At 66.2% G+C, this 24,524-nt stretch carries 23 protein-coding genes; 11 read left to right on the forward strand and 12 right to left on the reverse strand.

Going from position 1 to position 24,524, the window contains the following annotated elements; translation table 11 throughout:
* The first annotated feature begins 186 nt into the window (after positions 1-186).
* The 3 genes from OG405_RS26700 to OG405_RS26710 all read left to right on the forward strand — a co-directional run bounded on the left by OG405_RS26700 (position 187) and on the right by OG405_RS26710 (position 2,992).
* Positions 187-1,608: an ATP-binding protein gene (locus OG405_RS26700; protein WP_327149160.1), complete on the forward strand. Its 1,422-nt coding sequence runs from the start codon at positions 187-189 to the stop codon at positions 1,606-1,608.
* A gap of 256 nt (positions 1,609-1,864) precedes the next feature.
* A complete protein-coding gene (locus OG405_RS26705) occupies positions 1,865-2,404 on the forward strand; it encodes an excisionase family DNA-binding protein (RefSeq protein WP_327149161.1) in 540 nt (179 codons plus the stop codon).
* 12 nt (positions 2,405-2,416) lie between these two features.
* Positions 2,417-2,992 (forward strand): PIN domain-containing protein, encoded by a 576-nt coding sequence (locus OG405_RS26710; RefSeq protein ID WP_327149162.1) that lies wholly within the window; start codon positions 2,417-2,419, stop codon positions 2,990-2,992.
* 252 nt (positions 2,993-3,244) lie between these two features.
* On the opposite strand, the gene OG405_RS26715 is transcribed toward OG405_RS26710, so the two are convergent.
* On the reverse strand, positions 3,245-4,111 hold the full coding sequence (locus OG405_RS26715; protein WP_327152540.1) for a MaoC family dehydratase: 867 nt from the start codon (positions 4,109-4,111) through the stop codon (positions 3,245-3,247).
* Positions 4,111-5,469 carry a 3-oxoacyl-ACP reductase gene (locus OG405_RS26720; RefSeq protein WP_327149163.1) on the reverse strand — a complete coding sequence of 453 codons (1,359 nt, stop codon included), beginning with the start codon at positions 5,467-5,469 and terminating at the stop codon, positions 4,111-4,113. The genes OG405_RS26715 and OG405_RS26720 overlap by 1 nt, the downstream gene beginning before the upstream one ends.
* Positions 5,470-5,658: 189 nt before the next feature.
* Between OG405_RS26720 and OG405_RS26725 the strand changes: the two genes are divergently transcribed.
* Positions 5,659-6,951, forward strand: a complete 1,293-nt coding sequence (locus tag OG405_RS26725; protein ID WP_327149164.1) for an acetyl-CoA C-acetyltransferase — start codon at positions 5,659-5,661, stop codon at positions 6,949-6,951.
* A 514-nt stretch (positions 6,952-7,465) separates the two neighbouring features.
* On the opposite strand, the gene OG405_RS26730 is transcribed toward OG405_RS26725, so the two are convergent.
* Positions 7,466-8,911: an MFS transporter gene (locus OG405_RS26730; RefSeq protein ID WP_327149165.1), complete on the reverse strand. Its 1,446-nt coding sequence runs from the start codon at positions 8,909-8,911 to the stop codon at positions 7,466-7,468.
* Positions 8,908-9,492, reverse strand: coding sequence for a carboxymuconolactone decarboxylase family protein (locus OG405_RS26735; RefSeq protein ID WP_327152541.1), 585 nt, complete (start codon positions 9,490-9,492; stop codon positions 8,908-8,910). The genes OG405_RS26730 and OG405_RS26735 overlap by 4 nt, the downstream gene beginning before the upstream one ends.
* An 83-nt stretch (positions 9,493-9,575) precedes the next feature.
* Here OG405_RS26735 and OG405_RS26740 point away from each other — a divergent pair, with 83 nt between their 5' ends.
* Positions 9,576-9,929, forward strand: coding sequence for a winged helix-turn-helix transcriptional regulator (locus OG405_RS26740; RefSeq protein WP_327149166.1), 354 nt, complete (start codon positions 9,576-9,578; stop codon positions 9,927-9,929).
* Between the two features lie 95 nt (positions 9,930-10,024).
* Here OG405_RS26740 and OG405_RS26745 read toward each other — a convergent pair whose 3' ends face one another.
* The 3 genes from OG405_RS26745 to OG405_RS26755 all read right to left on the reverse strand — a co-directional run bounded on the left by OG405_RS26745 (position 10,025) and on the right by OG405_RS26755 (position 11,949).
* Positions 10,025-10,408 carry a Tn3 family transposase gene (locus tag OG405_RS26745; protein ID WP_327149167.1) on the reverse strand — a complete coding sequence of 128 codons (384 nt, stop codon included), beginning with the start codon at positions 10,406-10,408 and terminating at the stop codon, positions 10,025-10,027.
* A gap of 317 nt (positions 10,409-10,725) precedes the next feature.
* Positions 10,726-11,271 (reverse strand): nitroreductase family deazaflavin-dependent oxidoreductase, encoded by a 546-nt coding sequence (locus tag OG405_RS26750; protein WP_327149168.1) that lies wholly within the window; start codon positions 11,269-11,271, stop codon positions 10,726-10,728.
* 51 nt (positions 11,272-11,322) lie between these two features.
* Positions 11,323-11,949, reverse strand: a complete 627-nt coding sequence (locus tag OG405_RS26755; RefSeq protein WP_327149169.1) for a TetR/AcrR family transcriptional regulator — start codon at positions 11,947-11,949, stop codon at positions 11,323-11,325.
* 236 nt (positions 11,950-12,185) lie between these two features.
* Here OG405_RS26755 and OG405_RS26760 point away from each other — a divergent pair, with 236 nt between their 5' ends.
* From OG405_RS26760 to OG405_RS26775, 4 genes are all read left to right on the forward strand, one after another.
* Complete coding sequence (locus OG405_RS26760) at positions 12,186-12,794, forward strand: TetR/AcrR family transcriptional regulator (protein WP_327149170.1); 609 nt, start codon at positions 12,186-12,188, stop codon at positions 12,792-12,794.
* Positions 12,791-13,381, forward strand: a complete 591-nt coding sequence (locus tag OG405_RS26765; protein ID WP_327149171.1) for a GNAT family N-acetyltransferase — start codon at positions 12,791-12,793, stop codon at positions 13,379-13,381. Before OG405_RS26760 ends, OG405_RS26765 begins: the two co-directional genes overlap by 4 nt.
* 229 nt (positions 13,382-13,610) lie before the next feature.
* A complete protein-coding gene (locus OG405_RS26770) occupies positions 13,611-14,165 on the forward strand; it encodes an RNA polymerase sigma factor (protein ID WP_327149172.1) in 555 nt (184 codons plus the stop codon).
* Positions 14,162-14,470: a hypothetical protein gene (locus OG405_RS26775; protein WP_327149173.1), complete on the forward strand. Its 309-nt coding sequence runs from the start codon at positions 14,162-14,164 to the stop codon at positions 14,468-14,470. The genes OG405_RS26770 and OG405_RS26775 overlap by 4 nt, the downstream gene beginning before the upstream one ends.
* Here the strand turns inward: OG405_RS26775 and gnd are convergent.
* Positions 14,446-15,477: a phosphogluconate dehydrogenase (NAD(+)-dependent, decarboxylating) gene (gene gnd, locus OG405_RS26780; protein WP_327149174.1), complete on the reverse strand. Its 1,032-nt coding sequence runs from the start codon at positions 15,475-15,477 to the stop codon at positions 14,446-14,448. The two genes, OG405_RS26775 and gnd, sit on opposite strands and share 25 nt — an antisense overlap.
* Positions 15,478-15,833: 356 nt before the next feature.
* Between gnd and OG405_RS26785 the strand changes: the two genes are divergently transcribed.
* Positions 15,834-18,338, forward strand: a complete 2,505-nt coding sequence (locus tag OG405_RS26785; protein ID WP_327149175.1) for a VanW family protein — start codon at positions 15,834-15,836, stop codon at positions 18,336-18,338.
* A gap of 84 nt (positions 18,339-18,422) precedes the next feature.
* Here the strand turns inward: OG405_RS26785 and OG405_RS26790 are convergent, their stop codons facing one another.
* The gene (locus OG405_RS26790) at positions 18,423-19,514 is read right to left on the reverse strand and encodes a DUF4185 domain-containing protein (protein ID WP_327149176.1); all 1,092 of its coding nucleotides are present in this window, start codon (positions 19,512-19,514) and stop codon (positions 18,423-18,425) included.
* Between the two features lie 82 nt (positions 19,515-19,596).
* The gene (locus OG405_RS26795) at positions 19,597-20,403 is read right to left on the reverse strand and encodes a TetR/AcrR family transcriptional regulator (RefSeq protein ID WP_327149177.1); all 807 of its coding nucleotides are present in this window, start codon (positions 20,401-20,403) and stop codon (positions 19,597-19,599) included.
* Between the two features lie 71 nt (positions 20,404-20,474).
* Here OG405_RS26795 and OG405_RS26800 point away from each other — a divergent pair, with 71 nt between their 5' ends.
* Complete coding sequence (locus tag OG405_RS26800) at positions 20,475-21,200, forward strand: hypothetical protein (protein WP_327149178.1); 726 nt, start codon at positions 20,475-20,477, stop codon at positions 21,198-21,200.
* A gap of 86 nt (positions 21,201-21,286) precedes the next feature.
* Here the strand turns inward: OG405_RS26800 and OG405_RS26805 are convergent, their stop codons facing one another.
* Both OG405_RS26805 and bla read right to left on the reverse strand, forming a co-directional pair.
* On the reverse strand, positions 21,287-23,122 hold the full coding sequence (locus OG405_RS26805; RefSeq protein WP_327152542.1) for an acyl-CoA dehydrogenase: 1,836 nt from the start codon (positions 23,120-23,122) through the stop codon (positions 21,287-21,289).
* A gap of 354 nt (positions 23,123-23,476) precedes the next feature.
* The gene (gene bla / locus OG405_RS26810) at positions 23,477-24,433 is read right to left on the reverse strand and encodes a class A beta-lactamase (RefSeq protein WP_327149179.1); all 957 of its coding nucleotides are present in this window, start codon (positions 24,431-24,433) and stop codon (positions 23,477-23,479) included.
* Positions 24,434-24,524: the final 91 nt, after the last annotated feature.

Genomic DNA, 24,524 nt, shown 5'->3' on the forward strand with positions numbered 1-24,524 from the left:
GCCCGGCGGGGGCAGCGAAGGCGCCTCCGGACCGGAACGCGGATTCACACGATCGTCGCAACACTCTTGAAGTAGAGGTTGCGGCGATCGTGTCGTTTCACGGGAAGCTGCACTTCTCATCAGTAACTATCATTGATGATACCTTCATGTAAGATACTATCTTGAATGATAGTAAAAGGAGGGTGGGTGGACGGGTTCATTGGGCGACGCGCTGAACTCGCAGTGCTCGACGAACTGCTCGAGCCGTTGCGCAGGGGTGCTCGGTCGGGGCGGCCGGGTCGAGCGGTACTGATCCGGGGGCGCAGGCGAGTGGGGAAGTCGCGGCTCGTCGAGGAGTTCCTGGCGCGGGCGCGGGTGCCGCACGTGTTCTTTACTGCGGTGGGTGGGTCGCGTGACGAGGACTTGGCGGGATTTGTCTCGGAGATCGCGGACTCGGAGCTACCCGGCGGCGAAAGGGTGTCGGAGTTCGCGGCACCGAAGACCTGGCGGGCCGCGTTCGATCTACTTGCCACTGTGCTGCCCACGGATCGTCCGAGCGTCGTAGTGCTGGACGAAATGCCTTATTTGGTGCGGGAGGATCGGGCATTCGAGGGCACCCTGCAGAAGGTGTTCGACCGGACTCTGTCGAAGCTGCCGGTGCTGTTGGTGCTCATCGGATCCGATATCGCGATGATGGAGAAGCTCAACACTTATGGGCGGCCGTTCTACCAACGTGGCACCGAAATGGTTGTACCACCGATGAATCCGCACGATGTCGCGGCCATGCTCGACCTCTCACCGGCAGATGCGTTCGACGCATACCTCGTGAGCGGCGGTCTGCCCCTCATTCTCGAGGAATGGCCGCGAGGGGCGGGGCTTTGGGATTATCTCGCCTACGCACTCCGCCGTCCGACCTCGGCGCTGCTGGTCAGCGCCGAACGGGCGCTGGCCGCGGAATTCCCCACCGAGGTGCAGGCGCGTACGGTTCTCGGCGCCATCGGTCACGGTGAGCGGACATTCAGCCTTATCGGCCGGGCAGCCGGAGACCTGCCCCCGACCTCGCTCACTCGATCACTCGGGATGCTCGCCGACCGGCGCATGGTGGCGGTCGAGCGGCCCCTGTCGGTGCGGTCGAGTAGGGAAACCCGCTATCGCGTGGAAGATTCGCATCTGCGGTTCTGGCTGTTCTTTCTCGGTCCCGGTATGCCTGCGATAGAACGAGGGCGGGGGGATCTGGTGCTCGAGACTATCCGGGCGGGCTGGACATCCTGGCGGGGCCGGGCCGTGGAGCCGGTGATCCGGGAAGCGATGTGGCGGGCTGCGGACAGGTACCTGCCCGAGGGGACGGGGGCGATCGGCGGTTACTGGACGCGGACGAACAACCCTGAGATAGATATCGTCGCCGCCGATCGGGGACCGATCGCGAAGCGGATCACGTGTGTGGGATCGGTGAAATGGCTCGAGCAGAAGCCGTTCGATCAGCGAGATCTCGCGGCTCTCGTCACTCACCGTGCACAACTACCGGGTGCCGATGCCGATACCCCGATGCTGGCTGTCGCGCGCGCGGGCGGCGCGATAGCGGGCGTGCAAGTGCTGACACCGGACGAACTGCTCGCGGCGTGGACCTGACGAAGCCGATATTCCGAGCGGCGCCTCGCGGCCGTCAGGGTCGCCGCGTGGGCTGCGCCGCCGCTCACCGGCTCCTCCGGCATATCCGGGATGCGGACGGAGCTGAGCGTGAACGGGCATGGGATACACGTTCACCGTGGACGGCATTCGATATCGGCGTGTGACCAGACTTCGCTCGACACGCCCAGCCAAGACGTGACACAATATTCGAACGTTCCGAAATGGTGTTCGAAACGTTCGATTGGGGAGGTTTCGCATGGCTGCACGAGCGTTGGAGGAGAGGACCTTCATCCCGGACGAGGATCGCGAGAGCCTCGCGTCCGTGTTCAGCTTCCTCGCTGCTCATGAGCGACTCAGGGGCTCCGGCTCGAAGCCGGACCCCAGCTACGCGCTGGTCGGTGTCGACGAGCACGATCGGATCGAACTTCCGGCGGAAGTCCACCAGGCTCTGAAACAGATCGTGGCCGCGTTGATGGCAGGCAAAGCCGTCACCGTGGCACCGCACAGCCTGACGCTGACCTCGCAGCAGGCAGCCGATCTCCTCGGTATCAGTCGACCGACCGTGATCCGGCTCATCGACAAACAGGAGCTGCCTGCCGAACGTGTAGGCACACGTCACCGGCTCCGCCTGGACGACGTCCTGACATACCGGGAAGCACGGCGTCAGGGTCGATACGACGCATTGGCGGCGATGGAGGTCGACATCGACGCCGAGGAAGATCCAGCGAAGGTGCGTGAGCAGTTGCGTGAGGTCCGCCATCTCGTTGCTGAGCGACGCCGAAAGACGAAGGGTTGAAATAATTCCGGCATGTTCGCCGCCCTCTTGGATACGTGTGTCCTGTGGCCCAGCCTCCAGCGGGATCTTCTGCTGTCGTTGGCTATCGAGGGCCTATATCGCCCGTTGTGGTCCAACGCGATCCTCGAAGAGCTGGAGACCCACGAGGCCATCAAGCTCAGCCAGAGATGCGAGGTCGATCCGGAAGAATCCGCAGCACGAGCGAAGCGGCTCACCCGGCAGATGCAAGCGGCATTCGATGATGCCCTTGTGGAAGGCTGGGAGCCCCACGAGGGAACCTTCGGTCTCCAAGACCCCGACGACGAGCATGTGCTTGCCGCCGCGCTTGTCGGTGGCGCCGGGGCCATCGTGACAGACAACGTGCGTCATTTTCCGGCCTCTGCGGTGCCGAAACATATCCAGATCATCAAACCGGCCCAGTTCGCGGCCGATACCGTGGCTGTCTCGCCCGAGACAGCGCTCCGGGCAATCGAGGCGATTGTGAGCCGGCGCAGAAACCCGCCGCTGACTGTCGACAAGGTACTGGACTCACTGATCGTTGTGTACGGAATGCACGCAGCGGTAGATCTGCTCCGAAGCGCCAGATAGGCAAGAGCGATGCACGCCGAGCCGAGCTCGAATGCGCACTCCGCAGCCGCGCGCTCCTGGCTGTCGGCCGAGACTGCCTATCGGAACATCTCTGATCGTCGTGACACAGGCGGGTTCCCGGCCCGGCGAGCCGAATTCTCGCCGCTCCATACGCCGAGTCGGTGAAGTCTGCTGTCGTTCGGGCAAAGGAAACGGAGTGTGCCCCGCTCCGAGCGATTCGGAGCGGGGCTTTCCGAGCGTGGACTGCCCGCCTCAGCGCAGGGTCGCGGTGAGGTGCGGGTAGCCCTTCTTCGGATGCCGCAGTGCCAGATCCCAACCCTGCTCGACCTGGTCGGCGTACACGTTCACCGTGGACGGCAGCAGAATCGGTTTACCGAATTTCACGGCGTAGGAAGTCTTGTCCGGAACCCGGCCCTCGAGGCTGCCGAGGATTGTTGCCGCCGACCACATCCCGTGCGCGATGGCCCGCGGGAAACCGAACGCCTTGGCACCCAATGCCGAAGTGTGGATCGGGTTCTGGTCGCCGGAGGCGTTCGCGTAGCGGCTGATCGTCTGCTGATCGACCTTCAAGGTCCGCAGCGGAGGCGGCGGCACCTCGTCCGGTTTCGGCTCGGGTTTGGGCCCACCCGACAGCGACGTCTTCTGCTGGTGCAGGAAGGTGGTGACCTGCCGCCACACCAGTTCCCGGCCCACCCGGATCTCGCTGATCGCGTCGACCAGCAGACCCTTCGGGTGCTCCCGCAGGTTCTCGATATGCGCGGTGATATCGAGTGGTTCGCTCAGCGAGATCTCCCGCGGGCGCTCGATCAGGTTCTCCGCGTGTACCGCACCGACCGCGACGAACGGGAAATCGCGTTGCACCACGAGTTTCATCACCAGCGGGAAGGTGATGATGAACGGATAGGTCAGCGGCAGGGCGTCATTGAATCGCAGCCCGGTGGCCGTGCAGTAGGCGGCCAGGTGCTCGGGATCCACCCGGAAGCCGTCGAGCCGGACCTCACGGTCCGGAATCGTCGATTTCCGGGACGACACCAGCGGTAGCGGGACCGCGCCGAGCGCGGCCTTCACATACAGGCTGCCGTTCTTCGGCGGTGCGTCGAGGGTGATGGTCTCGGTCATCACGCGCCGATCATGCTCTGGCCGCAGACCCGGACGATATTGCCGTTCACCGCGTTCGAGGCCGGACCGGCGAAATAGGCGATGGTCTCGGCGACGTCCACGGTCTGGCCGCCCTGGTTCAGAGAGGCCATCAGTCGGCCGCCCTCACGGGTGGCCAGCGGGATCGCCGCGGTCATGGCGGTTTCGATGAAACCGGGTGCCACGGCGTTGATGGTGATGCCCTTGGCGGCCAGTTCCGGTGCCTCGGCGTTCACCATGCCGATGACCCCGGCCTTGGAGGCGCCGTAGTTCGTCTGTCCGCGGTTGCCGGCGATACCGGCGATGGACGAGACATCGATGACCCGGCCGCCCTCCTTCAGCGTGCCCGCGGCCACCAGGCCCTGGGTGATCCGGTGCGGTGCGGCGAGGTTCACGTTCAGTACCGCGTTCCAGCGACCCTCGTCCATATTGGCCAGCAGTTTGTCGCGGGTGATGCCGGCGTTGTGCACGATGATGTCGATTCCGCCGAAGCGTTCGGTGGCGAATTCGGCCAGTCGCTGCGCGGCATCGGGTGCGGTGACGTCCAGGGCCAGCGCGGTGGCGCCCACCTTGTTCGCCGTCTCGGTCAATGCCTCACCCGCGGCGGGGATATCGGCGACGATCACCTTCGCGCCGTCGCGGGCGAAGACCTCGGCGATGGTGGCGCCGATACCGCGGGCGGCACCGGTCACCACGGCGACTTTGCCGTCGAGCGGTTTGTCCCAGTTCGCCGGTGCGACCGCGTCGTCCTTGCCCACGCGGATCACCTGGCCGTCCACGAACGCCGATTTGGCCGACAGGACGAACCTGAGGGTCGAGGCCAGGCCGGTTGCGGCCGGGGAGGCGTCGGGGTGCAGGTACACCAGCTGTGCGGTGGCGCCGCGCAGCAGTTCCTTGCCCACCGAGCGGGTGAAGCCCTCGAGTGCGCGCTGGGCGATCTGACCGTCCACATTGCCGGCGAGTTCGGGGGTGGTGCCGATGACCAGCACCCGGCCCGACGGGGCGATACTGCGCATCGCCGGTTGGAAGAACTCGAACAGCTGCGACAGATCCTCGATGCTGCCGATGCCGGTGGCATCGAAGACCAGCGCGCCGTATTTGGCACCCGCAGTGATGGAATCGGCGAAGGTGTAGTCGTCGGCCAGCAGTGCCCGCACCGGTTCGGCGACGCGCCCCTTACCGCCGAGCAGCACCGGGCCCGGCAGCGCCGGTTCGCCGGCTACATAGCGCCGCAGTTTCTCCGGCTTCGGCAGGCCCAGCTTGTTCGCGAGGAACCCGCCCGGCGCGGAATTGACGAACGATCCGTAGAGGTTGGGTGCACCCTTGCTCTTGGCTGCCACAGTTCCCACCTTTTCTGTTGCTCGATGTGGTGTCGGGAGTCGCCGGAGGCGGTGTCGACATTGAACTTACTCCGGAGTAAGTTTATCGTAAACCGAGCGCGGGCGGGCCTCGGATGCCGTGGCGGGGAGCCTCGGCCCGGGCCCGGAGCACCCGACCCTCTCGCCACCTCGACAACCTGGGAGACCCGAGTGACCACCAAATCCCGTACGACCCGTCCGGTAGCCATCCTCGGCGGTAACCGCATCCCGTTCGCGCGGTCCGACAAGGCCTACGCCCACGCCTCCAACCAGGACATGTTCACCGCCGTCCTGGACGGACTGGTGAGCCGGTTCGGCCTGCGATCGGAACGGCTGGGCATGGTCGCCGGTGGCGCGGTACTCAAGCGGGTCGGTGAGCACGGCCTGATCCGGGAGAGCGTGCTGGGTAGCCGGCTCAGCCCCTACACCCCCGCCCACGATCTGCAGCTGGCCTGCGGTACCGGCCTGCAGGCCGTGGTCACCGTCGGCGACGCGATCGCGGCCGGCCGGATCGACGTGGGTATCGGCGGCGGCACCGACACCACCTCCGACGCGCCCATCGGGGTGAGCGAGCGGATGCGGGAATGGATGCTGAACATCAACCGCGCGCGGACCAACGCGGACAGGCTCAAGCTGGTGGGCCAGTTGCGGCCGGGCATGGTCGGGATCGAGATCCCGCGCAACGCCGAACCCCGCACCGGCCTGTCGATGGGCGAGCACGCCGCCATCACAGCGAAGGAATTCGGGGTATCCCGCGATGCGCAGGACGAACTGGCCTATCTGTCGCACAAGAATATGGCCGCCGCCTACGAACGCGGTTTCTTCGACGATCTGGTGACCCCGTTCCTCGGGCTCAGCCGGGACGACAACCTGCGCCCGAACTCCTCGCTCGAGAAGCTGGGCACGCTGAAGCCCGTGTTCGGGGTGAAGCTGGGCGACGCCACCATGACGGCGGGTAACTCCACCCCACTCACCGATGGCGCCTCGGCGGTGCTGCTGTCCAGCGACGAATGGGCGGCCCAGCACAATCTGCCGGTGCTCGCGCATCTGGTGGACAGCGAAGTCGCCGCGGTCGACTACATCCACGGTCCCGACGGCCTGCTCATGGCCCCCACCTACGCGGTGCCGCGGCTGCTGGCCCGCAACGGCCTGACCCTGCAGGATTTCGATTTCTACGAGATCCACGAGGCCTTCGCCTCGGTGGTGCTGGCCACGCTGCAGGCCTGGGAATCGGATCAGTACTGCAAGGAGCGGCTGGGTCTCGACGGGGCGCTCGGTTCGATCGATCGCACCAAGCTGAACATCAACGGGTCCTCGCTGGCCGCCGGGCACCCGTTCGCCGCCACCGGTGGCCGGATCGTCGCCCAGGCCGCCAAGCAGCTGGCGGAGAAGGGGTCGGGCCGCGCGCTCATCTCGATCTGCGCAGCCGGTGGTCAGGGCGTGGTGGCCATCCTGGAGCGCTGAGCCGAGCCACGACGGGTCCGTCCGGCGGGTGAGGGAAGCGCCCACAGCCGCGGCGGACCGGCAGGGAAGAGGAGGTGCCCCGATCGGAAAGATCGGGGCACCTCCGTTTTCGTTCGGCCGGTAGGTGCGCATGCACTATTGGGGTTCAGGTAGCAATCGCCGAGAATTCGCGCGATACGCATAATATGTTGGGGGCGAACGTGTTTCGCGCTCAGGATGGGTCCAGCAGCCTCAGCTCCAGCGTATCCGGTCCTGAGAACTGCGATGTGATGCTTCATGGTCTCACTCCTGTCTGGAGTGTGTTCGCTACCTGAACCGGACAGCAGCCCGAACCCTGGAACGCGATGCCGCCTGTACGGCGCCGATTGCGGCGAGCATGTGCTTGGCCCGGATCCGGTGGCGCAGAATCTCAATCGAGGTCCTGGGGAAGAATTCCGGACCTGCCTGCGCACACCAGCCGACTTGTCGGCTCTCTTTCGTTCTTGTTCGGGCCGCCGTACTTGCGGCGGGCCGGTCATCGACTCGACCGGCCCTGGCTCGGCGCGCCGGTTGGGGCGGCGGGCGGGTTGGTCTCGAGGGGGCGTTGGTGGGCGAGAGCGAGGCTGGTCATAGTCGTGATCGCCATCGCGGCGATGCCGACCAGCGCTGCCGTGGTGTAGGCGCTGTTGTTCGGGAAGAGATGGCCGATATCGGTGCCAGCGGCCAGGACCAGGCCGCCTATAGCGCTGCCCAGGGAGTACCCGACGCTGCGGACGACATAGTTGAAGCTCATGGCACTCGCCGTCTCGCTCTTGGGGGTGACGGCCAGGATGACGCCGGGCATGGCGGCCGAGAAGCTGCCGACGCCGAAGCCCAGCACGCCCATTGCGACGAACAGTTCGGCCAGGTTCGATCGGGCCGCCGCAAACAGGACGAACCCGCCGCCGACGACGACGGCGCTGCCGGCCAAGAGCAAGGGGGCGTCGACCCGTTCGCGAACCCGAGGCGTGAGCTTCCCGGCGACGAATCCCAGCGCAGAGAACGGGACAAGGACCAGCCCGGCGACGAAGGTGGTCAGCCCGAAGCCGTAGCCGGCGCTGTGCGGCGTCTGCGCGTACCGGGTGATGAGCGTGAGTAGGAGGTACATGCCGATCCCGCCGGCGAACATGGCGATATTCGCCCCGGCGACCACCGGGTGCCGCAGTGCCCGGACATTGATCAGCGGCGTCTTACTGCGCAACTCGGAGGCGGTCCAGATGCAGAGCAAGAGCACGGCAGCGATGGCGAGGACCATCGCCACGGCGAGGTGATGGCTCCATAGACTCGTCTCGCTTGCGAGGAACAGGACGAGGAACAGTCCACCCGCCAGGATGAGCGCGCCCGCTACATCCACGTGAGCGGAGCGGCCGTCGGGAGCTGCGGGGATGGAGCGCCACGCGGCCAGGAAAGCGAGAGCGGTGACGAACAGACCCAGGCCATAGGCGGCCCGCACCCCGCCGAACTCGGTGAGCAGCCCGGCGAGCGGGTAACCGACGCCGGCCCCGATGATCGAGACCACCGAGATCAGGGCGATCGTGGCCGCGCCGCGTCCCTCGGGAAGATGGTCACGGGCCACGCCCATCATCAGCGCCGTCAGACCGAGCCCGACGCCTTGGGCCGCCCTACCGGCAAGCAGCCACGCGAACGGCAGCGGTAGCACGGTGAGCGCGCTGCCGGCGACGGCGACCGCCAGCGTGGCGAGAATCGTGGCTCGTCGGTGTGGGCCGGCTCCGAGCCGGCCGAGGACGGGCGTAGCGATGGCGCCGCTCAGCAGCGAGATGGTCAGCGTCCACTGCGCGCTGTCGAGTGAGACGTGGAACGTGGTCGCCACGCTGGTGATGAGCGGCGTCCCGAGGCTGCCGACCGCCGCCACGACCAGGGCAATGAATATCAACGAGCGGACCAGCAGCCGCGCTTCGGAGCGCTCCGGGGGAGTGTTCATCGGCTGGTCTCGGGGATTAGCGGGAGGAAGTCGGCGAAGCGAGGCGCGCCGGGCTCGTGCGGCACGCGCGTGGCGCGCGCGGCGAAGCTCACGGCGTGGTACCACCCGCACAGCAGAAGCAGATCGAGCAACTGGAGCTCGTCGAAAACCGACACGAGCCGTGTCCACAGCGCGTCATCGATGTCGGAACGCTCGTGCAGGGCGTCGACAGCCAGGATGAGCAGCCGTTCCCGCTCCGACGTCCAGCACTGGTCAGCGGGGCCGCCGTGCACCAGGGATGCGGCTTGCTCGCGGGTGAGCCCGACCCGTTCGGCGAACAGCATCATGTGCACGCCCCACTCGTACTCGCAGCCGCACAGCACGCATGTCCGGTCGATGGCGATCTCGCGTTCCCTCATGGTCAGGGTCAGCTGTCGGCCCAGCTCGTAGCGCCCCCATCCGTGCATAGCGCCGGCCATCGGGAGGTTTCTGGCGAACATCCGGAACAGCCCGATCGGCGGCACGTCCCCGGGCATCATGCGCGCGAGTAGCGCGCCGGCCTGATCGGCGTACGGCGGTTCTAGCAGGGCTATTCGCGACATCGTCACTCCCGTTCGAGACTGTTTCTAAATTAGAAACACGGGATGGATGCTAGTGTTTCGAATAGCGAAACGCAAGGAGAGTCATGCCGACACCGCGCCCAGCAACACCGGTTCGTGGATCGACTACCGGCCGTCCGGTCATGGCCGCGATGGATCTCTTCGGCCGTCGGTGGACGCTGCGAATTCTCTGGGAGCTGCGTGCGGGTCCACTCGGTGCGCGTGCGCTGCTGGCACGGTGCGAAGGTCTGTCATCCAGTGTCCTCTACCAGCGGCTTCGCGAACTCACAGCAAGCGGGCTCATCGCCCCCTCGGCCGACGGCTACGAGCTCACTGAGCTTGGGACAGCACTCGGTTACGCCCTCCGACCGCTCGACGAATGGGCGATCACCTGGGCGCAGGCGCAAGAGCGGAACGATCAGAATCCGGTGGAGGCATGAAGGTCGCGAGCGCTCTTCGATCGTTTCTGGGCCCGAAGGCCTGGTCCCCGGGTTCCGCTGTCCCGCAGCGCGGAAGCCGGGTCAGCTCTGCGTGCTCACGCGGCCTGTGAGAAGCCTAGGTCGCCGGGTCGGCCCGCGCGGCGGGTGAAGTTGATGTCCAGGCGCGAGTCATAGGCGGCCGGTTCATCGCCGAGTTCGTGGGTGGAGTACTCGCCGAAGCGACGGATGTGCTCGGTCAGGCACGGCGAGACCTGCGCCAGGTCCTCCGGATGGATCTCCATCCCTTCGGCCTGCAGCTGGCGCACGATCTCGGCGATGTCTAGGGCGCTATGGAAAATCACCGCATTGGACAGCAGCGCGTTGAACTTCGCGGTCTTCTCCTGCTCGACGGGGTCGTTGTCGGCGATCGCACCACCGTTGCCGAAGCCGCCCACTGAAAACTGGTTGAACGACTCGGCCTTGTTCGTCGCCGCGGTCACCTGGCGGGCGCAGCGGCGCGTCCGCGAGGTAGCGCAGGGTTTCGCAAAAGCCCCCTGACCATGTCTTACGCCCTATCCGTTGTTTTTTCGGCGATTACTAACGGGCTCCCTGCCATGGACACCCTCCGCGTTCGCCGTGGTGACCTGGCATTCGCGCCGGATGCCGCGCGCCGCGGGGGTATTGATGGCGTTCAGTGCTGTGTTCATTCCGATCCGATCCCGTTCCACGCGGTCCGGCTGGCCGGCGGAGTCCTCGACATGGGGATCTGGATCGCCGCCGTGATATCACGCCTGCCGCAACGCACTTGGGATGCCATTCAACGTCGTTCTACGGTGACCGGTCGATGCTCAGGTTGCTGACGGGTTCCGATGTGTAGTGCGACCATGGGTAGTTCTGTGCCCTGGTCGTCTATCGGGGCACCGAGGGTGTTTTCAAGTGCCGGTTTCATCGTGTTCCACGCGCGTGGGTGACGAGTGATGTAGGACTGCAACGATTGTGCTGCCGCATCGGGGTCGAGTAGCTGTGCGGTGGCGTGGGCCGGGCCGCGGGTCCCGGGCCAGATCCGCGCGGCCGGGTTGGCTTGCAGATTGCGGAACCATTGTGCGCGGGTGCCGAATCCAGAGACTACGACGTAGGTGCCGGGTTCGGGACGGTCGATGACTTCGAGGACGACGTATCGGCGGGTACCGGATTTGCGGCCGATGTGTTCGAGCATCAGCATGCGTGATCCGAACAGGAATCCGAGCCGGGCGCGGTAAGCCCAGATCGGGGCGCGCATCAGGCGCCGGTTGTGCAATGCCCGGGTCGCCGTGGAGACCAGGGCATCGGTGATGGCAGCGGGCAGTGCGCGGGAGTTGGACATGATATACCTCGTTTGCGCTGAGTAAGCTTGTGGTTCGGGGAAATTGGGCTATCAGGCCAGGTTGGCGGCGCCCCCTAATCCGTGTCGATAGATCGACAGCACCTCGGTGCCCCAGCGACGCATTCCCGCCGGGGACAGCAGTTCGACGCCGAGTACTTCGCCGATGTGCGGTCGCAGCATCAAGAAGGCGAGATCATTGATCAAGAGAAATGCCGCACGGATGGCGGGGTCGTCGCCGGTATCGGCCGAACCCGCGGCCGCGAGACCGGCCAAGGCGTCCCGGCTTATCACGTACAGCCGTGCGAATAGCGCATTTCCGACTGGCCCTCCGCCTAGTAGCATCCGTCCGAGATAGGCGGGGATGGGTGAGTCGGCGGGGAGTTGCGCGATCACGATCTCGGCCATGGTCGTTGCCAGTTTGCTGTCGAGCGGTTTCGTGCCGTGCGGATCGGTGACCTGGTCCAGCAGGGTCTCGAAGACCGCGGCCACATGCTCGTCGACCGCATCGCGCAGCCCTTCCTTCGTGCGGTAATGACGCATGACGAGCGCGGGCGAAACCCCCGCCGCGGCCGCGATGTCGCGCACGCTCACGGCGTCCGGACCTCTTTCGGCGAACAGTCGCAGCGCCTCGTCGCGGATCCTCGCTCGCGCCGTCCTATCCTCGATGAGTGAACGCATGTTTACTATTGTAAACAGATGTTCATCTATCACAGCAAGCGACTGCGGAAGATTGGGCCTGCCGATGCGGCCAGAGCCCACCCGCATCCGCCGCCCCGGTGAGCCGATGACACCCGAGGAAACCGACCTTCGCGAACGCCTCCAAGCCCAAGTCCTACGCCATATCGGTTGTTTTTCGGCGATTACTACCCGATCCCTATAGAATGAACATTGGTTCACTACATTCGGGGAGAGGTATGGCACGTACCGCTGAGCAGAGTGCCGCGCTGTCCGCGGCGACCCGGAGCGCGGTTCAGACCGCGGCGGTGCGCGTTTTCGCCCGGCACGGGTACGCCGCGTCGGCCATCCGCGATATCGCGGTCGAAGCCGGCGTCGGCATCGGCACGATCTACCGCCACTATCCGACCAAAGACGCGCTGTACGCCGACCTGCTCGACCAGGCCCTGACCGGCCTCGTCGCGCTGACCGAGAACCTTTCCGGCCCAGGACGTCCGGTCGAGACGATCCGGGAATTCACCGTTCAGTACCTCGCGGGTCTCACCGCTGACGACGGCGCCGCGGAGTTCATGATCGTCATCAACCAGGGCGTCACCGCCGGTACCCCGGACGCGTCGATCGCTCGACTCCACGGCGCCCACCGCTCGATGTGGCGGGCCTTCGAAGATCTGATCCGTCGAGGCCAGGCGATCGGCGAGTTCGGTCACGGTGATCCGGCACAACTCACGACCTGCTACTTCGCGATGCTCGGCGGTCTCACCTCGATCCGCGTGGGCCTGGGCGCCGAATTCACCGCCCCGGACGTCGATGTCGTACTCAAACTGCTGATAGAGGGACGAACTGGATGATCGAGATCGAGCACGGTCACAAGCTGGGCGAGGGCTACCGCCGACGGATCACCGAGGTGCTGGTGCGTGGCTTCGCTGAGGACTTCGCCTTTTTCTCTTCCGACCCGGAGAAATTGACCGCCGCGTTCGAGCACATGCTCCTGCTGGAGAGGTTCGCTGTGGCCCTGGCCGATGGCGAACCTGCGGCCATCGCATCGATCACCACTGGTGATCAGGAGTGCTTCGCGCCCCGACTGCCGGAGTTCCGCCGCCACCTCGGGCTCCTGCACGGGACCCTCAGCTACCCGATCGTGCGCTCGCAGTTCCTCGGCGCGCCCGATGAGGCACGAGATGGACTGGCCGAGATCGCCTTCGTCGCCACCGTCCCCGCCCACCAAGGGCGTGGGGTGGGTACCGCACTGATGCGACACATCGTCGCGCTGCCCGGATACGACGAGTTCATCCTGCGCGAGATCAAGGACACCAACGCGCCCGCGCTCGGTCTCTACCGCAAGTTCGGCTTCACCGAATACCAGCGACGACCCGTCCGCTTCGCGCGCCGCGCCGGCTTCGACCACTACCTATCACTGCACCTGAAAAAGGCGTAGGCCTGCCCATGTCGAAAAGTGGCAGCGGCGCGATTGTCCGCCGGAATCCTGCGCTGAAAGAAGGTAGTGGGCCGTTGAATCCTTTGGCACGGTCCAGGCCTCTCACATACATCCCGGCGAACGTCGGGATGGAATACGGAGGTTGTCGTGATCATCGGTATCGGTATCGCCGTCGGGTTGGTGTTGCTCTGCACGTGCATGTTCGTCATGAAGCGAAAACGAGCCGGGCGTGGCTGACTCGACCTGGCCCGGCGAACATTTGATCGTCGCCGCGCAGGGCGGTGACGTCGACGCGATCGCCGCGTTGGTGTCGGGCGCGCACCCGAATATTCGGCGCTTCGCCCGCTCCCTGTGCGACACCGCGGAGGACGCGGAGGACGCGGCGCAGGAGGCTCTGGTCATCCTGTACCGCAAGATCGGGATGCTGAGGGCAACCGGCGCCCTGGCGTCGTGGATGTTCCGCATCGTCCGCAACGAATGCCTACGGCGCGCGCGGATGAGGCGAGACCACGCCCCGTTGCAGGACACCGCCGTGGCCGCCTCGGCCGAGGACGAGGCACTGCAACGTCTGGAAGCGGGCAGAGTGGTGGCCGCGATCGCCGCCCTGCCCCAGGACCACCGCCGGGTGCTGATCCTGCGCGATATCCAGGGCTACAGCGGCCCGATGGTCGCCGAGGCGCTGGGTCTCAGCACAGCAGCGATGAAATCGCGTCTGCACCGAGCCCGCGGAGCAGTTCGTCGAACACTACTGACCCCATCCGACCCGGCTCCTGGAGGGAAATGATGATCGGAACAAAACCTGACGGTCCCGACTTCGCGAGCGCGACCCTTCCCGAGCATCTGGTCCGCGGTGTGGTGGGCTTCGGCGCGCTGTTCGGCTCGGTAGCGCTGATCCCGGTCGTCGGACCGGTCGCTCTGATACTCCTGCCCGTCGGTCTGATCGCGCTGCGCGGATGCCCGATGTGCTGGACGATCGGGCTGATGGAGACCCTTTCAAGGGGCAGGCTGCAGCGTTCGTGCCAGGACGGTCAGTGCACACTGGCCACCGCCGGGAACGGTGTGCCCTACCCCGGCTCCGGAAGTTCGTGATGCCCGCCGAAAGCCTCGCGCATCGCCGACAGTGCCTTGTCCGCGTATTCGGATTCCCCGCGCGATGCGAAGCGCTGGAAGAGCGCCGCCGAGAGCACCGGTGCCGGGACGCCGATGTCGACTGCAGCGTCGAGGGTCCAGCGCCCCTCCCCGGAATCGGAGACGCGGCCGCCGAAGGAGTCCAGGTTCGGGTCGGCGTGCAGTTGCGCCGCGGTGAGGTCCAGCAACCAGGACGCCACCACCGAGCCGCGCCGCCACACTTCGGCGACCTCCGCGATATCTATGGCGTAGCGGTAGTACTCGGGATGTTCGAGCGGAGTCTCCTCCGCGGAGTATTCGCCGCTCGCCCGGTCGCCGTAATCGGCCTTGTGCAGGATGTTGAAGCCCTCCGCGTAGGCGGCCATGGCCCCGTACTCGATACCGTTGTGCACCATCTTCACGAAATGACCGGCTCCCGCCGGACCGCAGTGCAGGTACCCCTGTTCGGCCGGACCGGGCTCGCCTGTCCGGCCCGGGGTCCGGGGTGCGGCCGATACCCCGGGCGCGATGGCCTGTAGCAGCGGCTCCACGTACCGCACCGGTTCCGCCTCGCCGCCGATCATCAGGCAGAAACCGCGCTCCCGGCCGAATACGCCGCCCGAGGTCCCGATATCGAGGTAGTGGATACCGAGCGGGGTCAGCTGCGCGGCGCGGGCGATATCGTCGTGGTACCGGCTGTTACCGCCGTCGATGACGATGTCACCGGGTTCCAACAGCCGCGCCAGCTGATCGACTGTGGCGCCGGTGAGACCGGCCGGGATCATCACCCACACCACCCGCGGGGTGTCGAGATCGGCCACGAACTCCGCCAGGTCGGTGCTCCCGCGGAAGCTGCCGCCGAGCTCGGCGGTGAGGTCGTCGATTACGTCCGCGTGACGTTCGCAGCCCACTGCGGTATGCCCGGCCGCGACGATGCGCCGCACGATATTGGCACCCATCCGGCCCAGCCCGATCATGCCCAACTGCATCTCGCGTCCCCTTCTGATCGGAGTCCGGATCGCACGTCGTCACCGATTGTGCTCGCCGGTCGAGAAAATTCGTCGAGCTGATGTGTAACGACCTGCGCGCGGCACCGATATACCGGTCGGCTCCGTGCATTCGCCTGACCCCCGACCCGGCGACTGCACGGAGCCACTTTGCTGTCCGGAGCCACTTTGCTGTCCGGGGCTCGGTTCGGGCGATATGTCCCAAATGCGACGTCATTGCGGTATCCAGATGGCGCAGCTGTGATCGATCAGGCACTGAAGATTACAGTTCGGACAACTATCGTTGGCGAAGGCTCGCACCCGCGAGTCCCCGAAGTATCGATTGGGGAGGACGGTTCGTGAGCAGCGAATCGAACACCGACCGAGGTGACAGTCGCGATTCCGGCCGTCCGCAGCCGGTCGACGGCGGCCTACGTCAGCTGCTCGAAAACGGCCGTAACCAGCACGGACAGCAGTTGCCCGCATCGACCGGGCCGATCGACAATGTCGCGTCCGACTGGCGCGGCGGCAGTTCCTGGCTGAACCCCAGTACCGGCGAACGGTCGCAGGAGTCCGAGGAACCACAGCCGAACCGAGGTCGGCCGTCACCGGGTTCTGTTTCCGGCGCCGCGTCCCCGCAAACCTCGGCCCACGGTCCGGTGGATTCCCCGCCGGGCCCTCGACCAGGGCTGCCCGTTCGTGGTACCGGCGGCCGCGGTCCCGCTGCTCCCGGGATGCCGCCGGCCGGTGGGCCCGCTACGTCCGACCCCACCGGCTCCGATTACGCCACCCAGCAGTTCGCGCTGCCCAGCCCTGCCCCCGCGCAGGCCGCTTTCGCCGACTCCGACCCCGACGACGCCCCGACCGAGGTCTTCGATTCGGCCGCACTGACCCAGCGGCTCTCCGGCGGTCCGTCCTCCTGGCCGGGACATCCCAACAATCCGACGAGCGCCGATATCCTGTCGCACGGTGAATCCGGTCCGCCCACCCCGCCGCGCCGCCCGGGCGGCGGCCGCGGTACCGGCGGGTCCGGTGACGACAACGGCCGCTTCTCCGGCGCCCGTGCCCGGCTGCGCTCCGCGAACGCCCGGCGTGTGCTGCTGGTCGCCGCGATCGTGTTCGGTGTCGCGCTGGTGGGATATATCGCGGACCTGGTGATGACCTCCGGCAAGATCCCGCGCGGCGTCGAGGTCGCCGGGGTCGCTATCGGCGGAATGGACGAAGAGGACGCCCGCGCGAAATTGCAGGCGGAACTCGATCCCCGCGCCGGTGAGGTCGTGCCGGTGAAGATCGCCGACGTGCAAACCCAGCTGGTGCCTTCCGCCGCCGGGCTCGGGGTCGATTGGGAGTCGACCTGGGAACGAGTCGGCGAGCAGCCGCTCAACCCCGCCTCCCGGCTGCTGTCGTTCGTCGCCACTCGTGAGGTCACGGTCGCCAGCTCGGTCGACGAAGCCGCGCTGAGCCGTACCTTCGACGAATTGAGGGTGCACGATCAGCCGCCGGTGGAAGGCGGTATCCATTTCGAGGGCACGCGGCCGGTCGAGGTGAATCCGACTTCCGGCCGGGTACTGGATCAGGCCGCCGCCCGCACCGTTCTCACCGAACAGTGGGCGACCGCGAGCACCCTGGATCTGCCCGTGGCCATCGCTCCGCCCGCTGTCCGTCAGGACGCGATCGATCAGGCGATGCGTCAGATCGCCGAACCCGCGGTGAGCGCGCCGGTCGTCTTCACCGGTAAGGAGGCGGCGAACGCCGCACTCAGCCCGGAACAGATCGCGACCATCGTCGGCTTCGTACCCGACGGGCACGGCGGGCTGCGGGTCGAGTTCGACCACAAGGTGGCCACCGATCTGCTCGCCCCGCAACTGGCCTCGACCGAGGTCGAACCCAAGGATGCGAGCTTCACCTTCTCCGGTGCGCCCACCGTGGTCCCTGCCGTGGTCGGCGACAAGATCAACTGGGCGAAAACGCTGGATCAGTTGCCCGCGATGCTGGCCGCCGGCGGCGCCCAGCGCACCACCCCGGGAATCTACGAGCGGATCGAACCCAAACTCACCACTCAGGCAGCCGAGTCACTCGGGATCAACGAGACGATGGGCGAGTTCACCACCAGTGGGTTCACCGGACCGTCCGGGGTGAACATCCGGACGGTCGCCCAAGAGGTCAACGGCGCCATCGTCAAACCGAACGACACGTTCTCGCTCAACACCCACACCGGTCCCCGTACCGCCGCCGAAGGCTATGTGGAATCCGGCATCATCGATCACGGCCGCCCCAGCAAAGCCGTGGGTGGCGGGATCAGCCAGTTCGCGACCACCCTCTACAACGCTGCCTATTTCGCAGGCCTCGAGGACGCCGGCCACACCGAACACAGCTACTACATCTCCCGCTATCCGGCGGCCCGGGAAGCGACAGTGTTCGACGGGGCCATCGACCTCCAGTTCCGCAACAACACCCCGCACGGTCTGTACATCCAGGCAGTCGCCGACAGCTCCGAGGTGACGGTCCGCATCTGGGGCACCAAGACGGTGAACGTGGAGTCCATCACCGGTGAGAAGAGCAAACCGACCGAACCGGAGACCATCAAGCTGCCCGAAGGCGACGACTGTATCGCCTCGACCGGTGCGCCGGGGTTCACTATCTCCAACACCCGGGTGATCACCGATATCAATACCGGTGCCGAGGTTTCCCGCACCACCCGCACAGTGAAATACGATCCGGTTCCGGAGGTCGAATGCGAGTCACCGGACAAACCGGAGGACTCCGGGGATGGTTCGAGCGGCGGCACTCAGCCCAGCAGCGCCGCGCCCAGCAGTAGTCCACCCATCAGCACCCGGCCCAGCGGCCGCCCGGGATCCCGCTGATCCACAGCAGCGCGGGAACTCATACGACACCGCCCGCCCCCGATCATCGGGGGCGGGCGGTCTCATATCCGTGGGCGGGCGCCGTTACAGCGGAGTCCGCATCAGTAGCACGTTGTACTGGCGGTGGACCGTCAGCAGGAAGTACAGGTCGCTACCGGTCTGGTAGGGGAAGATCATCGGCGCGTACGCCGTCGGCAGCGCGGCAGCCTCCAGCAGTACCCGGGGAGCACTCCACGGTCCTTCGGGCGCATCCGCGGTCCGCAGCACCACCGAGTTGAACGGATCGGTCGTCGTCATCACGAATTTGCGCAGATAGTCGTTCCACTGCACCGACAATTCGGCCACCCCGTCGACGATCGGCGCGGAAGCCTTGGCATCGTTGGGTTTCCAGCCGTGACCGTCCCAGTACTCGTAGGCGTCCAGATTCGCGATATCGGCTTCCCGGACCCGCGAGACGAACCCGGGATGGTTACGGCCCGCCGGTGTGCCGTACCGGTACACGAACCCGGCGTTCTTCACGAACGCGTTCTGCTGGAACCGCTCGTGCCCATCTACATTCGCCCGCCGTGTATTCGGCAGCTGGGCCCAGGTGCGCCCGCCGTCGCCGGATGCCGCGAGAGTGGAGAAATTGGTGTTCCACCGACCGTGGTCACCCCACTCCTTCACCGACATCATGCTCATGTACTGCACCCCGCCCACCGCGATACCGGCGGTGGGGATCAAACTGATCTCGATACCCGGAATCTTCGGGCTGGGCAGCGGATTCGGGACGGCCCCGTCGAAGACGATGCCCTGCGCCGGATCTTTGGTGTGGCTGTAGAACAGCACATTGCTGGTCCACGCCCATACGCTGCCGGCCAGCAGATTCGGGACCCCCAAGCCCGCGGAATCACCGAACGCGGTGAGCATGGTGCCGGCACCGTCGTCCCACATGACGCCGAGATCGGTGCCGAGCACATTCACCTGCTGGGTCCGGTTGGGGCTGTCCATCCCCGTCACCTGATACACGGCCTGAGTGGGCCCCGGCAACGGCGGCAATCCGCGGGGCTCGCCGTTGATACCGGGGATCGGATTCACATTGTTCGGATCCGCCGCCGCCGGACCGGCCAGAACGAGCGCGGCGACGGCACCGGCGACACCGGTACGTACGAGGACGGACAGCGGACGGCGGCTCATTCTCGATGTCCTCCTGCTGGGCGGGCGAGGTGGTTTCGGTCGCTCATCTTGCCATGCTGTGTCCTTCGGCGCTGTGAGCTCGCTATTGCCGTATGTAGGCCTCGATGCCGTCGAGGATCCTCGCGAGGCCGAACTCGAAGCCGTCGAGTGGTAGCTCGTCGGTGAGGTACGCCGGGTCCGCGAGCACTTCCGCTACCGCGTTCAGGTTGCGGGCGCGAAGTTGCTCGTCCAAGAACAGACGGATCGCGCGGATCGTCCGCTGTTGATCGGGATTCGTACGTCGCAGCGCTGCCGGGGCTGGAGTGTTGCGCTGTAGGTTGGCGCCGTACCGCGCGTGGCTGTCGAGGAGGTACGCACAGTTCAGCATCTGCTGTGCGGCCATGCCGGTCGGCTCGAGGACGCTGATCAGAGCATCCAGCCATGCTGCGTTGTGCGGTGTCAGCGGGATGGTCGTCGGTGCGTCCAGCAGCCATGGACGCGATAAGAAGCGGTGGAAGAGCTGACGCGACCACAGCCCGGCCGCGTCTCGCCAGTCACCGTTCGGCAGCACCGGCGGGTCGCCCCAGGCGCGGTCGGCCACGAGCGTGATCAGCTCATCTCTCGAGCTGATATAGCGGTACAGGGCGTTGGTGGTCACGCCGATACGACCGGCCACCTTGGGAAGCGAAGCCGCGGCGATGCCCTCGTCGTCGGCCAGTTGTGTCGCTACCGCCACGATCTCCTCGACTGTGTGCGCAGGCTTGGGACCGCGCCGCGGTCCGGTGCCGACGACACCCCAGGCCGCTGCCAGGCCGGGTGGTAACGCCTCACGGTCGGTGTCGGCGGACTCGATCCCCGGTGCGGCCTCGTCATCCGCTGCCGCGCCTCGGGGGCTCTTGGGTGGGGTCACAGCGGGAATCCTTCCAGAGGGCGCATACAAAACAGTAGACGGCATGCACAGTTAGTATTACTGTGCATGGCATGAACAGTGCGTTGCATACACAGATAGAATTTCCGGATTCCGCTCGTCGCTGGGCAGGGGCTGCCGGGATCCTCGGCGCCGTCTTCGCGATGGCCGAGCTTCCGCTCTACTTCGTCGTGCCGTCGTGTGACCCCCCGAAGTGCAGCGTCGACACCGGCAGCCTCATGCCGGACTGGCTGATCCTCACCCGCACCCTGTTCAACTTTCTCGCCCTCACACTGTTCCTGGTCTTCATGACCGGCATCCGGCCACTGATCACGCGGGCAGACGCTCGCTACGAATGGTTCGGCGCCCTCGCCGGCACCGCCGGCGTAGCTTGGACGATCTTCGACATGGTCGCCAAGGGCCTGGAGGGCGGCACCGCGATCAAGACCGCCGCCCGGATCGACCCGACCCGAACCGTTCCCACCTACCTGCTCTACGGCACCATCAGCCACCTGATGCTGCTCGTCTTCGGTCTCGCCTTCGGGTACGCGGTCCTGCGCAGTCGCGCACTTCCGCGATGGATCGGCTGGTCCTCGTTCACGATCGCAGCCCTGCATCTCGCGGCTGTGCCGTCGATGTTCTTCGGCTACAACTCGTCGCAGTTCTACGCATCCAACGGATGGGGCGCGGTCGCCATGTTCAACGGCTACGCGGCCATCTGGCTCGCGATCGTCGGTGTCGCGATCCTGGTGAAGAAGACGCCCCGCGACGTCGAACTCTCACTCACCGCTCGCACATGATCGGCCGTGTGGGGTCGACCGAGTAGGCCCGGGCCACGGTGTGTCACCGTGGCCCGGGGCCACGACAGTGTCCGGCAGTGCAGGACTCAGAACGCCGCTTCGTCCAGCTCCATGATGTCGTTGTCGAGGTTCGACAGGACGGTGCGGGTGGCGGTCAGTTCCGGCAGGATATTGCGGGCGAAGAACTGTGCCACGGCCACCTTGCCCTGGTAGAAGCTCTTGTCCGCGCCATCGGCGCCCGCGTCGAGAGCTGCCCCGGCGATTTCGGCGTGCCGCAGCAGCTGCCAGCCGATGAGTAGATCGCCGACCGAGAGCAGGAAGCGCACCGAACCGAGGCCGACCTTGTACAGCTCGTCGGTCTGCTCCTGCGCACCCATCAGGTGCCCGGTGAGGGTGGCGGCCATGGCCTGCACATCCTCGAGCGCGGTGGCCAGCAGTTTCCGCTCACCCTTGAGGCGGCCGTTGCCCGCCTCGGAGTCGATGAACTGCTGGATCTGGCCGGCCACGTGTGCCAGTGCCACACCGCGGTCGCGGGCGATCTTACGGAAGAAGAAATCCTGCGCCTGGATCGCGGTGGTGCCCTCGTACAGCGAGTCGATCTTCGCGTCGCGGATGTACTGCTCGATCGGATAGTCCTGCAGGAAACCGGAGCCGCCCAGGGTCTGCAGCGATTCGGTCAGGTACTGGTAGGCCCGTTCCGAGCCGACACCCTTGACGATCGGCAGCAGCAGGTCGTTGACGCGGGCGGCGGTATCGGCGTCCGCGCCGGAGACGGCAGCCGCGATATCGGCGTCCTGGTGGGCCGCGGTGTAGAGGTACACCGCGCGTAGGCCTTCCGCGTAGGCCTTCTGGGTGGCCAGGCTGCGGCGCACATCCGGGTGGTGGGTGATGCTGACGCGCGGCGCGGTCTTATCGGTCATCTTGGTCAGGTCGGCTCCCTGGACCCGCTGTTTGGCGTAGTCGAGGGCGTTCAGGTAGCCGGTCGACAGGGTGGCGATCGCCTTGGTGCCGACCATCATCCGCGCGTGCTCGATGACGTCGAACATCTGCGCGATGCCCTGGTGGACCTCGCCGACGAGCCAGCCCTGGGCGGGGACGCCGTGACCGCCGAAGGTGACCTCACAGGTGGCCGAGACCTTCAGGCCCATCTTGTGCTCGACATTGGTGACGAAGACGCCGTTGCGGTCGCCGAGTTCGCCGGTCTCGTGGTCGAAGTGGAACTTCGGTACGAAGAACAGCGACAGGCCTTTGGTGCCCGGGCCCGCGCCCTCGGGGCGGGCGAGCACCAGGTGCATGATGTTCGGGAACAGGTCGTCGGAGTCGGCCGAGGTGATGAAGCGCTTCACGCCCTCGATATGCCAGGAGCCGTCCTCCTGCTGGACCGCTTTGGTGCGGCCGGCGCCCACATCGGAGCCGGCGTCGGGCTCGGTGAGCACCATGGTGGCGCCCCAGCCCTGCTCGACGGCGATCTTGGCCCACTTCTTCTGCTCTTCGGTGGCGTTGTTGTAGAAGATATTGGCGAAACCGGGGCCGGCGGCGTACATGAAGGCCGCGGGCTGGGCGCCCAGGACCAGTTCGGCGATGGCCCAGTAGGCGGCGCGGGGGACGTCGATACCGCCGAGTTCGGGGTCGACGGCGTAGGAGTCCCAGCCGCCTTCCTGCAGGGTGCGGTAGCTCTTCTTGAACGATTCGGGGATGGAGATCGTATGAGTCTCTGGGTCGAAGACCGGGGGGTTGCGGTCGGCGTCGGCGAAGGATTCGCCCAGCGGCCCCTCGGCAAGGCGACGGACTTCGTTCAGCATCTCCTTGACGGTGTCGGCGTCCAGATCGCCGTACGCGCCGGATTCGAGGATGCTGCCGAGGCCGAGTACCTCGAAGAGGTTGAACTCCAGGTCGCGGACGTTGCTCTTGTAATGACCCATTGTGATACTCACTCTCCGTTGAGTCGGGTGCGGTCGGTGTGGATACCGTTCCCGCCCGTCGGTTGCCGTCGGGTAGCTGACGCGTAACGACAGGCTACTCACGGGTAACTTATTGATTATATTACCGGCGAGTAAGGCGCTCGGCAAAGGGTCCCGCCGCATTGTGACGCGAAAAACAGACACCTGGGCTCACACCAGCGGTTTCGGGCCGCTCTCGACCACCGCGCGGCAGGCCTGCTCAGCCTGCTCGATGATCTGGGGATCATCTACACCCACTGGACCAGCTCGCCGTGTCGCCGAGAGCATCGAAGCCCCGCGCATCGATGAGCTGATCCAGACCGACAACGGAGAACGTCAGCCGGCCGGGCTGATCCCGAGCGCTTCCACGGCGGCCCGGGCGGCGGCGGCCACAAGAGCATTGTCCGGCTCGGCGTCCTGCTCGGATTTGGTGGTGAGCACCGCGATGACGAGCGGGGCGTGTCCCGGCGGCCAGGCTATGGCGACGTCGAGAGCGGAACCGTAGGCCGGGGACCCGGTCTTGTTGCCGACGGTCCAGCCGCCGGGCAGCCCCGCTCGAATGCGATTACCGCCGGTCTGGCTGGCGACGAGCCACGCGGCCAATTGCGCGCGTTCGGGTTCGGCGAGGCTGTCGCCGACGACGAGTGCGCGATAGTCGGCGGCCAGCGCCGCGGGTGTGGTCGTGTCGCGTTCATCGCCGGGGATCGCGGTGTTCAGCTCGGTTTCCCAGCGGTCCAAGCGCGAGGTGTTGTCACCGAGGGTGCGGAGGAACGCGGTGAAGCCCGCGGGTCCGTCGAGGAGTTTCAGGATCTGATTTCCGGCCGTGTTGTCGGAGACCGTGATGGCGGCCTCGCACAGGGCGGCAACCGTCATCCCGGTATCGACATGCTGCTCGGTCACCGGCGAGTTCTCGACGAGATCGGTGCGTGGATACCGGATCAGCCGGTCGAAGAAACCCGACGACAGCGGATGCTCGTGCAGCAGGGCACCGCAGGCGAGCCCCTTGAACGTGGAAGCCATCGGGAAGCGCTCGCCGTCCCGATAGGCGACGCTGCGGCCATCGGCGGTATCGAGCGCGAACACGCCCAGCCGCGCACCGTGTGCCGCTTCCAGATCGGCCAGCTGCTGTGTCGATACGACTTGCGTGGTGGTACCCAGAGGTGCGGACGCGACCGAGGTGCCGGGGTCGGCATCGCATGCGGTGGCCGCCGAGAGCGCCGACACCGCCAAGGCGGCGGCAGCGAACCGGCGGCGATCGAATCTGACGAGCTGAACGAGTGCGGAGAATTTCACCGCCGCAGCACATCACCACTTCAGCAGGTGAGACCAATACTCAATCTCTCCGCGGACGAGTCGGACTCGGTATCGTCGCAGTTCACCCGGG

The organism is Nocardia sp. NBC_01329, assembly GCF_035956715.1.
Lineage (GTDB): Bacteria > Actinomycetota > Actinomycetes > Mycobacteriales > Mycobacteriaceae > Nocardia.